Below are 10,292 nucleotides of genomic sequence, written 5' to 3'. Positions count from 1 at the left end.
TAAGCGAGCTTTTACAGGCAACAACTGTTGATCCATGCTTCACGCCTGTATGCGAAAGAAAAAAGGAGTATTCAAATGACGCCAAGCAAAGAAGATTACCTAAAAACCATCGTTAGTCTCGGAGGGGCCACCAAAGTAGTAAACAACAAACAATTGGTAGCAGCGATGAATGTATCTGCTGCGTCAGTAACAGATATGAATACAAAATTATTAAAAGAAGGGTTGATTACCCATACTCCTTACAGAGGTGTGCAAGTTACTGAAAAAGGATTGCGTCTGGCAAACCAAGTGATTCGAAAACACCGCATCTGGGAAGTTTTTTTACTGGAAAAACTGGGATACGATTGGAAAGAAGTCCATGCTGACGCTGATCGATTAGAACATGCATCTTCTGATTTGCTGATTGAACGGTTAAACCAATTCTTAGGAGAACCAGAATTTGATCCTCACGGCGGGAGAATCCCTGCAAAAGATGGTACCACAGAAAGCTATGACTACCCGCAATTGAATGACTTGTCTGCCGGTGATTCATTTGTCGTAAAAGAAGTCGAAGATGATCCTGACTTTCTAGACTACATCACTGTTAAAGGGATCAAATTAGAACAAAAGTATACTTTGCTAGCTAAAGAAGCGTACGAGGGCTCGTTAGCTTTACAAAACGCAGACGGTAAAACATTTATGCTGAGTTACAAAGCTGCATTTAAAGTATTTGTAGAAAAGGCAGATACTGAATGACCTCGCATTTTCAGCGAGTTCTTCCAACTTATGTTAGAGACAAAAAAACTGCTCACTGGGGAATTGTCCCAATGAGCAGTTTTATCGTCTATTTTTTCAAAGCATGCAATCTTTCAATCAGAAACAGCAAGTCTGTTTCAAATTGCACGCCAAATCTTAAGCTAGGTCTATTTTCAAGTGTTCGTTTGATCACTTTTTCTACATATTCTACGGCACTTGTCATTGCTAAGTCTAAAGAGATCTGTTGAAATAAGAAACCGGCAATCACGCTGCTGAACACGTCTCCTGTTCCTTCAAACCGACCAGGATAGACGGGTGAAAATGCATAACTGACTTGTTGGTCTTTTTGTGTCATGCTGGCTGCTCCAATTTCGTTTTCGCTCAACATCACACCTGTCAGAACTACTTGTTTTTTATTCAGCTGCACCATTTTTTTCATCAATCGTTCAACATTTTCAGAAGCATAAGGCCCTTTTTGATAAGGAGTTTTTGTTAAGTAAGCTGCCTCTGTTAAGTTAGGAATGATCACAGTCGACAATTGGCACAACTCCCGCATTTGCTGGACGTATTCTTCGTCAAATCCATCATATAATTCTCCATGATCGCCCATTACAGGATCCAACACAATAACCGCTTCAGGCGTTGCAAACTCTTTGATAATGCGTTTCACGATTTCGATTTGCTTGTGTGAGCCTAAATAGCCGACTAGTACTCCATCAAAACTAAGACCCAATTGCTTCCAATGGTCTAAAATTTTAGACATCTCACTCGTCAAATCCAAATAAGTGTAATCTTCAAATCCAGCCCCAGTGTGCGTAGACAGTAAAGCAGTAGGCAGCATATGAGTGCTGTTGTTCAAACTGCTTAAAATCGGCACAGCCACATTCATAGAAATCTGGCAGCTGGCTGAGATGTCTTGAATAACTAATACTTTTGGTTGCTTCATCTATTTCACCACTATTCCATTACATTCTTTGTTTATTATACCAGTTTTATCTTTATTTTTTCCTCTTACCATCATTTTTCTGAAAACTATTGCTTATCTTTGGAATGAATCGTGTATAATAGAAAATAAATTAGGGGGGAAGCTATGAATAAGAAAACACTCACTACGCAAAATTTGGTATTATTCGCTTTATTTATTGCAATGACTGTCGTTATGACGCTCATTATCCGCATTCCTATCCCGTTTGCTCAAGGGTACGTGAACATTGGGGATTCGATTTTGTTGCTCGCAGGGATGCTTTTGGGTCCGGCAGGCGGTTTTTGGATTGGTGGTATCGGAAGCGCATTGGCAGATTTATTTGCCGGCTATTCTTTCTATGCTCCCATCACTTTTCTGGTCAAAGGGATAGAAGGCTTGTTATGTGGATGGCTGTTTATGAAATTGCCTTCTACTAAACCGTTGATTCCTGCTTTAACAGCTGGTATCTGGATGGCAGTGGGGTATGTTTTAGGAGACTGGATTCTCTTCGGGCTGGCTGCAGGTTTAGCAGCATTTCCAATGAATCTCCTTCAAGGAGTCGTTGGGGCTTTAATGGCTGTACTGCTGCATCGTTTCGTTGCACCTGTCTTTAAAAATCAAACACATTAAAAAAGCTAGAGAAAACAGTTTGCACTGTTTATTCTCTAGCTTTTTTAATGACAACTTCAAGATATTGGTTTTCATCAGCTGAATCCTTCAACACTCGTAACAAGCTGTTTCCATATCGTCCCAACTGCTCTTCTATCATTTCTGGATACCAGACTTCAATCACCTTACAAGAGAAATCCATTGTTAAGCAATCTTTTAAAGCATCCAGGTTATTGCCATAATAGTCGGGCAAATCCAATTCTGTTTTCAAGTAAGCATGCAATTTTTCTCGATCCGTCATCTGACTGCCGTCAAGAATGATTTTCTTTGTCATAGAAACCTCCTAATAAAGCTGTTCAAATGATTCATAGTGGTCATCGGTGTAAAAAATCAACCCATCATTCGAATAGACGATTCGTTTAGGGCCTCGATATTCTCCTTCATAATCAATATCCGCTTCATAATAGATGCGTCCATCTTTTTCAGGCAGCAGCCCTTCATAATTTCCGAACTTGTTGCCCCCAATGGACATCTGATCGGTCACTTCCCATAAGTTGCCTTTTTCATTATCCCAGCCTAAAGCTTCTGCTTCTTGCTTCGTCAAATAATTAGGCGGCAGTTCACCGAATTGATGCAAATAAGCAGCAACCTCATCTTTCGTGGAGTAAGCCTCTCCTTCAGTAACACCACTCTCTTGAACTGTAGATTCTATCTGCGCGTTTTCTGATGGAAACAGCGTATCAAATACATCCAGCTGTTGTCCTCCAAATAACAGGACCAGTACTCCAACGATACTGTATAACCAATTCTTTGTATTTCTTGTCTTTTTCATATTAATCCTCTTTTTCTTCTAATTCTTTTTGGGCTTGTTTCGCTGCTTTCTTGCGTGCACGAAGCATACGGAAAAAATCCGTCAATAGAGCTGCGCACTCTTCTTCCAATAACCCTTTTTCAATGTCTACTTGGTGATTGAACCGTTCATCTCCTAAGAGGTTCATTAAAGTTCCCGCAGTACCTCCCTTAGGATCTGGAGCTCCATAATACAACTCTTTCACACGCGACAAAATCATTGCTCCGCTGCACATCGGGCACGGTTCAAGAGTCACAAACAATTGAGTGTCTTCTAGACGCCAATTGCCTAGATGCTGATTTGCTTCTCGAATCGCAATCATTTCTGCATGTGTAGTAGCATCATGAGTCAGCTCGCGCACATTATGTCCACGGCCGATGATCTCTCCATTTAAGACCACTACCGCACCAATCGGAACTTCTAACTTTGCTTCTGCTTTTTTCGCTTCTTTGATAGCTTCTCGCATAAAAAACTCTTTTTCAACGCTGGATAATTCCATATCATTCTCCTCTGTCTGTTTTCGCTCCTCTTATGATAGCATATTCTTCTTCAAACCCTACAAAAAAAGTCAAACCATGATAAAATAAAGAGGAAGCTCTCATCAACCGATATCTTGCTACAGAAATGAGGAACATAAGTGAATTTCAAAGAAATGAAATTATTGTATCCAGAAGCTGTACTGACACATTCCAACACCTCTGGAGAAAAATATGTCGCTTTCCCTTATAAAGACAAATGGATCCAACTGGAAAGAAAACAAAAAAGCGACACTGAATTAGCTTTGATCCAGTATGCTTTGACGCAAAAAAAGACCTCTTCAACTCGTTCTGCTGCTTCCAAATGGCAGTCGTTTCTGCTGGAAGAGTCATTCGCTTTGCCAAGAAACGAAGGCAGTTACCGGATCATTCAATTTGAGATTGTAAAAATGGACGACACGTTTACGCAGTCAGTCTGGCTTGATGCCTTTAAGCAATTGTTTTTGAACATAGAAGAAGCTTTTTTCATTACCGAAACCAAAGGAATACTTATTGAAGAAAAGCACGACCATTTATTAAACAATGAAGAAATGGCTGGAATCATCCGTACTTTAGACGATGACTTTTCCATTAAAACAGTTTATTACATTGGACAATTTTGGCCAATAGAGGCTACTTTGCCGCAAATTTTCAAAGAAGAGCAGTCTATATTCGATACTCAAAAAAACAAACAAGCTCAAGTGTTCGGCTTGTCGACGATTGCCTTGCATCATTATACTGCTGACGCCATAAAAAAGAGTCCCTTGATGCAGAAGTTAAAATCAGAGACTGTTTTTGATGCTGAATTCAAGGAATTGATTTTAGCGATGTGGAAAAGCCAAGGAAATATTTCCGTTGCTGCTAAGTCTCTGTATATCCACCGGAATACCTTACAATATCGTATAGATCGATTCCATCAAGCCAGCGGCTTATCCTTACGTAATATGGATGACCTATTGCTTTGTTATTTATTGACGTTGAATTAAAAAACGAGAGCGGGAAAAAAGGCATTTATCCCCGAATCGCTTTACGAAACCATTATTCATAAAAGAGGCGGAGCTGAGAAATAATTCCCAGCTCCGTCTCTTTATTTTTCAAGTTAATAGCAATTTTATTTTTTCATTTTGTGCACAGTAACGTCTTTCAATTGATCTGTGTACTCGCTGATATTGCCTCTTATATTGCTCACTTTATCAACTACACTCAATAGATTGATCAACTCTTCGTCTGACAAGCTTTCTACTACTTTCATCGCTTTAGGATTGCCATTTAATTTCTTTTGAACAAATTTTTTGGCACGTTTGCGGTTGATCTTATTTTCCACTTTTTCCATCGCCGAGTCCGATAATATCATATACGCTGCTCCGATTGCCGTTGCTGCTCCAAGTCCCATTAACAAATTACGCGTAGAATTCTTCATAGAAAATCACGTTCCTCTCATTTGTTTTCTCAGGTTCATCATATCAGAAATGCTTTTTTATCACGAATAAAAAAGCCTACCAGACTCCTGTCTGATAGGCTCAACTAATTGTTTACGGAGTAGTGACTTTTTCTTTATTCTTGTCTTGCTTTGCAGATTTCTTGGAGTCTCGAACTGTGAATCGGATTTCTCCTTTTTGAGCACCAATGGTTACATTATCCCCAATTTTGATATTTCCGCTTAACAATTCTTCACTCAACAAGTCTTCGATTTTCTTTTGGATCGCTCTACGTAAAGGACGAGCCCCATATTCAGGATCGAAGCCTTCTTTAGCGATCACATCAATCGCTGCCGGTGTGATTTTAGCATAGATATCCATATCTTCTAAACGTTTAACGATTGTGCGAGACATTAATTTCACGATTTCATTCAATTCTTCTTTTTCTAATGAATGGAATACGATCGTTTCATCTAAACGGTTTAAGAATTCTGGACGGAATGAATTTTTCAATTCTTCCATGATGCGTTTTTCCATTGTTTTGTGGTCTTGCTTTTTATCTTCCAATGAAAAACCGACTGATTTCTCATCACGTAAAGCAGTTGCTCCCAAGTTGGAAGTCATGATCATAATCGTATTTTTGAAATCTACTTTACGCCCTTTTCCATCTGTCAAATGTCCATCATCCAAAACTTGAAGTAAAATGTTGAACACATCAGGATGAGCTTTTTCTACCTCATCCAATAGGATAACAGAATACGGTTTTTGACGAACTTTTTCAGTCAATTGTCCACCTTCATCGTACCCTACATAACCTGGAGGTGATCCCACTAAACGACTCGTACTGAATTTTTCCATATATTCAGACATGTCGACACGAATCAACGCTTCTTCATTTCCAAACATAGCTTCACTCAACGCTTTCGCTAATTCGGTTTTACCAACCCCTGTAGGCCCTAAGAACATAAATGAACCAATTGGGCGGTTCGGATCTTTCAACCCGCTTCTTGCACGGCGTATCGCTCTAGAAACAGCTTTGACCGCATCTTCTTGGCCAATAACTCGTTTATGCAATACATCTTCCATTTTCAATAAACGATCAGATTCTTTTTGTTCCATTTGTTGAACTGGGATACTTGTCCATAAGGCTACTACTTCAGCAATATCATGTTCAGTAACTTCTAATTCAGTTGGTGTTTCTTTTTGTTGTTGTTTTTTCATTAAAGCATCGACTTTTTTACGTTGCTTCATTTCGCGTGTTCTGATTTCGCCCGCTTCTTCAAAATCTTGATTTTGAATAGCTTCTTCTTTTGCTTCAACCAATGCATCCAGTTCTTCAACAGCAACGGCTATTGGTGTTGGTTTACCAGTTACGTCGATTCGTACTTTAGAAGCAGCTTCATCAATCAAATCAATCGCCTTATCAGGCAATTGTCTAGAAGTAATGTAACGAGTTGACAATTTGACCGCAGCTTTGACTGCTTCATCTGTGATTTTCACACCGTGATGATCTTCATAGCGAGAACGCAGACCATATAAGATCTCTTCTGTTTCTTCTCCATTTGGAGGATCAATATGGATTGGAGCAAATCGTCTTTCTAAAGCAGCATCTTTTTCGATGTGTTTTTGGTACTCATCTAAAGTCGTAGCACCGATAGTTTGCAATTCTCCACGTGCTAAAGCCGGTTTTAGGATGTTAGAAGCATCAATTGCTCCTTCTGCCCCTCCTGCACCAATCAGTGTATGCAGCTCATCAATAAACAGGATTACTTCGCCATCTTGATAAATTTCCTCAATGATTTTTTTCATTCGCTCTTCAAATTCCCCACGATACTTCGTTCCGGCAACTAAAGAACCCATGTCCAACATCATCAGACGTTTGTTTGCTAATGTACTCGGCACTTCTCCTGAAATGATTTTTTGAGCTAATCCTTCAGCTATAGCAGTTTTACCCACACCAGGTTCTCCAACTAAAACTGGGTTGTTTTTAGTTCTGCGGCTTAAAATTTGAACGATTCGTTTAACTTCTTTACTGCGCCCAACAACAGGATCCATTTTTCCATCTTTGGCTTGAGCAGTCAAATCTCGCGCTAACGAATCCAATGTCGGTGTTCCGACAGAAGATGGCTTAGCAGCTGTTCTTGGACGTTTGCTTTTCGTATTCTTCATTTGATCTTGTCCGATTTTTTTGAAGATCACTTGGCGAGCTTTATTCAAACTTACATCTAAGTTGCCCAATATTTTAGCTGATAAAATATCTTCTTCGCGCAACAACCCTAATAGCAAATGCTCCGTTCCGACCAAAGAAGACCCCATGCGTCTAGATTCATCTGTAGCAAACGTAATCGCTTGTTTTGCTCTAGGTGAATAAGGTAAGACAGCTTCTTTTGAAATGTATTTCATGGTTCCATATCCGGTAAAATGTTCAATCTCTTCACGAACATCCTGTTCTGTGATGGTGAACTGACGAAGAGTTTTCCCAGCGATACCTTCTGTTTCTTTTACAATCCCTAGTAAAATGTGCTCAGTTCCAACAGAATGGTGACGAAAAGCCTTAGCCTCTTCTTGAGCAATACCTAGTACTGTTTTTGCTTTTTCTGTAAATAATTCATTCATGTTCTCGCCTCCGACTTTTCGTTATTCATACCTCAAATTGTTCAGGCAAGATTTTAAGATACGTGCTCTTACCTCTTTAGCCGTTTTATTATCTAATCCTAATACGACTTTGTCCATAGCAGCCATTATTAATACGGCTTCTCTTTTATTTAAAAAATCATCTTCATACAACTTTTGCACGATCGAAAAAGCATCATTTTGAGAAATACTGTTTCCGACTATTTCTATTATTGTATCTAACATCTCAGATTCGTCCAACAATTTAACTTTTATGATCCGGATGTATCCACCGCCGCCACGTTTGCTTTCCACTAAATAACCTTTTTGCACCGTAAATCGAGTATTGATCACATAATTTATTTGAGAAGGAACACAGTTAAATAAATCAGCCATTTCGCTTCTTCTGATTTCCACTTGATCTGATTGTCCTAACACTTTTTTCAAATAAGATTCAATGATATCTGACATATTTTTATTTTCCATGCGTTGTTGTTATTAAAAATAGGTCCTTGGTGTTTTAGTATCATACACTGTTTTTCAATACATTCCAATACCTGATTTTTAATAACCCTCCTTTTCTTTTAGTCTTCAAAAAAAGACCATCTCATTTAGTCGCTGATCTTCGCTTATTACCCTCGATAACCTTTGACTAATCCTGACTAATATTATACTGGAAAAAACCTGATTTGAAAAGCTCCACTTATAAAAAGTTGCTGTTGAGCCATTTTGAGAGCTTCATCACTGATTAAAGCAGTAAAATAAAAATCTGTCATTTGGATTCCATATATGAAGGTCATCTGCAACATAACCTCTCAGCCAAAGGTTGCCTTCTACTTTTCTAATGTAAAATCCTTGAGGAAAATCCTCCTCTTCATCGATTTTTTCCGAAGCGATCGTAATTGAGCCATATGGAGCCTGTTTTTCATAAACGGGTTTACCCGTATAACCTTCTAGTTGATCTAAATAGGCTAATCTCAAATATGGTCCCGTTTCTACTGGACAAAGAGACAATCCATTCTCTATGGCTCGAGCATAAATATCCGGCAGGACAGCTCCTTCTATGAAACCAAGGTCTCCAACAGTCAATTCAATAGTTTTTAACAAATACACTTCTTTAGAAACACTCATTCGTTCATCCAATAATAATTGCTTACCTAAATCATTGAAAAATACATTCTTCTCCTGCAGCTTATCCATTAAATCTGCTTTACTAAGTCCGCCTACTTCTATCGTTCTAACAATACCAGAATGCCATAGTTGTTCATTTACTTTAAGAACCGTCATTTTTCTCTCACTCCCTTAAAGAATCCTTATTTTTAACTCTCATAATAGCTGAACGAAACTTCTTACACAATAAACACCTATATAATTTCATTTCTAACAAAAATCGACAAAAAAAGTGAGCTGGATAGGAATCCACTCACTTTAAACAATGCTTCTATTATCGGGAATACAGGATTCGAACCTGCGACCCCTTGGTCCCAAACCAAGTGCTCTACCAAGCTGAGCTAATTCCCGTATGTATGTGCGCTTCTATAAGTCTCTATAAAAGAAATGTACCCAGCAGGAGTCGAACCTGCAACCGCTTGATTCGTAGTCAAGTACTCTATCCAATTGAGCTATGGGTACAAAATAAATGGTGCCGAGGGCCGGAATCGAACCGGCACGGATATCACTACCCGCAGGATTTTAAGTCCTGTGCGTCTACCTGTTCCGCCACCCCGGCAATAAAGAACAAGATTCAGAAGATTTACGTTCAGTATCTAGATAAACTAGAAAGCGGAAGACGGGATTCGAACCCGCGACCCCCACCTTGGCAAGGTGGTGCTCTACCACTGAGCTATTTCCGCAAATGGTGCCGGCTAAAGGATTTGAACCCTCGACCCTCTGATTACAAATCAGATGCTCTACCAACTGAGCTAAGCCGGCAAGTAATATTGCCATTCAAAAAAGTAATGATGCGGGTGAAGGGACTTGAACCCCCACGCCTCGCGGCGCTAGATCCTAAATCTAGTGCGTCTGCCAATTCCGCCACACCCGCATAATATTTAATTTGGCAATAGATAAACATACTAGTCATATGAATACAACTAGTATGAGTCATGCAGGATTCGAACCTGCGACCCTCTGATTAAAAGTCAGATGCTCTACCAACTGAGCTAATGACTCATGGTGGAGGTTAACGGGCTCGAACCGCTGACCCTCTGCTTGTAAGGCAGATGCTCTCCCAACTGAGCTAAACCTCCAAAAAAACTATGCGTGGCAACGTCCTAGTCTCACAAGGGGAAACCCCTCACTACCTTCGGCGCTAAGAAGCTTAACTTCTGTGTTCGGCATGGGAACAGGTGTGACCTTCTTGCCATCATCACCACACATATTGAGAACCTTGCGCTCTCAAAACTGGATTTGTCTACTATCGCATTCGTTCGGATCCGTTGAATCCACCTAAAATCTTGGTTAAGTCCTCGACCGATTAGTATTGGTCCGCTCCGCCTATCACTAGACTTCCACTTCCAACCTATCTACCTGATCATCTCTCAGGGGTCTTACTCACTTACGTGATGGGAAATCTCATCTTGAGGGGG

The 10,292-nt window shown here is 39.7% G+C and carries 11 protein-coding genes, 8 tRNA genes and 2 rRNA genes; 3 read left to right on the top strand and 18 right to left on the bottom strand.

Annotated features, from left to right (window positions below):
• Positions 1-75: 75 nt before the first annotated feature.
• Positions 76-735 carry a metal-dependent transcriptional regulator gene (locus tag BM137_RS11160; RefSeq protein WP_092481237.1) on the top strand — a complete coding sequence of 220 codons (660 nt, stop codon included), beginning with the start codon at positions 76-78 and terminating at the stop codon, positions 733-735.
• Positions 736-823: 88 nt separating this feature from the next.
• Here the strand turns inward: BM137_RS11160 and BM137_RS11155 are convergent, their stop codons facing one another.
• Complete coding sequence (locus BM137_RS11155) at positions 824-1,681, bottom strand: pyridoxamine kinase (RefSeq protein ID WP_092481236.1); 858 nt, start codon at positions 1,679-1,681, stop codon at positions 824-826.
• A 144-nt stretch (positions 1,682-1,825) separates the two neighbouring features.
• On the opposite strand from BM137_RS11155, the gene BM137_RS11150 reads away from it, so the two are divergent.
• Positions 1,826-2,329, top strand: coding sequence for an ECF transporter S component (locus tag BM137_RS11150; RefSeq protein ID WP_092481235.1), 504 nt, complete (start codon positions 1,826-1,828; stop codon positions 2,327-2,329).
• A gap of 28 nt (positions 2,330-2,357) precedes the next feature.
• Here BM137_RS11150 and BM137_RS11145 read toward each other — a convergent pair whose 3' ends face one another.
• The 3 genes from BM137_RS11145 to tadA are packed head-to-tail and all read right to left on the bottom strand — an operon-like array spanning position 2,358 to position 3,657.
• Positions 2,358-2,642, bottom strand: a complete 285-nt coding sequence (locus BM137_RS11145) for a barstar family protein (protein ID WP_092481234.1) — start codon at positions 2,640-2,642, stop codon at positions 2,358-2,360.
• 9 nt (positions 2,643-2,651) lie between these two features.
• Positions 2,652-3,140, bottom strand: coding sequence for a ribonuclease domain-containing protein (locus tag BM137_RS11140; protein WP_092481233.1), 489 nt, complete (start codon positions 3,138-3,140; stop codon positions 2,652-2,654).
• Between the two features lies 1 nt (position 3,141).
• A complete protein-coding gene (gene tadA, locus BM137_RS11135) occupies positions 3,142-3,657 on the bottom strand; it encodes a tRNA adenosine(34) deaminase TadA (RefSeq protein WP_092481232.1) in 516 nt (171 codons plus the stop codon).
• A 138-nt stretch (positions 3,658-3,795) separates the two neighbouring features.
• Between tadA and BM137_RS11130 the strand changes: the two genes are divergently transcribed.
• Positions 3,796-4,659 carry a helix-turn-helix domain-containing protein gene (locus BM137_RS11130; RefSeq protein ID WP_092481231.1) on the top strand — a complete coding sequence of 288 codons (864 nt, stop codon included), beginning with the start codon at positions 3,796-3,798 and terminating at the stop codon, positions 4,657-4,659.
• Between the two features lie 125 nt (positions 4,660-4,784).
• On the opposite strand, the gene BM137_RS11125 is transcribed toward BM137_RS11130, so the two are convergent.
• The 14 genes from BM137_RS11125 to BM137_RS11060 all read right to left on the bottom strand — a co-directional run.
• Positions 4,785-5,093 carry a hypothetical protein gene (locus BM137_RS11125; RefSeq protein ID WP_092481230.1) on the bottom strand — a complete coding sequence of 103 codons (309 nt, stop codon included), beginning with the start codon at positions 5,091-5,093 and terminating at the stop codon, positions 4,785-4,787.
• A 112-nt stretch (positions 5,094-5,205) separates the two neighbouring features.
• The gene (locus tag BM137_RS11120; RefSeq protein WP_092481229.1) at positions 5,206-7,707 is read right to left on the bottom strand and encodes an ATP-dependent Clp protease ATP-binding subunit; all 2,502 of its coding nucleotides are present in this window, start codon (positions 7,705-7,707) and stop codon (positions 5,206-5,208) included.
• A gap of 21 nt (positions 7,708-7,728) precedes the next feature.
• On the bottom strand, positions 7,729-8,190 hold the full coding sequence (locus tag BM137_RS11115; protein WP_092481228.1) for a CtsR family transcriptional regulator: 462 nt from the start codon (positions 8,188-8,190) through the stop codon (positions 7,729-7,731).
• A gap of 255 nt (positions 8,191-8,445) precedes the next feature.
• The gene (locus BM137_RS11110; RefSeq protein ID WP_092481227.1) at positions 8,446-8,991 is read right to left on the bottom strand and encodes a bifunctional DNA primase/polymerase; all 546 of its coding nucleotides are present in this window, start codon (positions 8,989-8,991) and stop codon (positions 8,446-8,448) included.
• Positions 8,992-9,151: 160 nt separating this feature from the next.
• A tRNA-Pro gene (locus tag BM137_RS11105) sits at positions 9,152-9,225 on the bottom strand.
• Positions 9,226-9,262: 37 nt separating this feature from the next.
• Positions 9,263-9,336, bottom strand: a tRNA-Arg gene (locus BM137_RS11100).
• An 8-nt stretch (positions 9,337-9,344) separates the two neighbouring features.
• Positions 9,345-9,433: transfer RNA gene (locus BM137_RS11095), tRNA-Leu, on the bottom strand.
• Positions 9,434-9,485: 52 nt separating this feature from the next.
• Positions 9,486-9,557, bottom strand: a tRNA-Gly gene (locus BM137_RS11090).
• A 3-nt stretch (positions 9,558-9,560) separates the two neighbouring features.
• Positions 9,561-9,636: transfer RNA gene (locus BM137_RS11085), tRNA-Thr, on the bottom strand.
• A gap of 30 nt (positions 9,637-9,666) precedes the next feature.
• Positions 9,667-9,748: transfer RNA gene (locus BM137_RS11080), tRNA-Leu, on the bottom strand.
• 55 nt (positions 9,749-9,803) lie between these two features.
• Positions 9,804-9,876: transfer RNA gene (locus BM137_RS11075), tRNA-Lys, on the bottom strand.
• Between the two features lies 1 nt (position 9,877).
• Positions 9,878-9,953 (bottom strand) — tRNA-Val (locus BM137_RS11070).
• Between the two features lie 11 nt (positions 9,954-9,964).
• Positions 9,965-10,080: ribosomal RNA gene (gene rrf / locus BM137_RS11065) — 5S ribosomal RNA — on the bottom strand.
• 80 nt (positions 10,081-10,160) lie between these two features.
• Positions 10,161-10,292: ribosomal RNA gene (locus BM137_RS11060) — 23S ribosomal RNA — on the bottom strand; the annotation flags it as partial.

The organism is Desemzia incerta (assembly GCF_900115825.1).
Classification (GTDB): Bacteria; Bacillota; Bacilli; order Lactobacillales; family Carnobacteriaceae; genus Desemzia; species Desemzia incerta.
The sequence above is the reverse complement of the archived record's forward strand: the minus strand, read 5'-3'. Positions and strand labels throughout refer to the sequence as shown.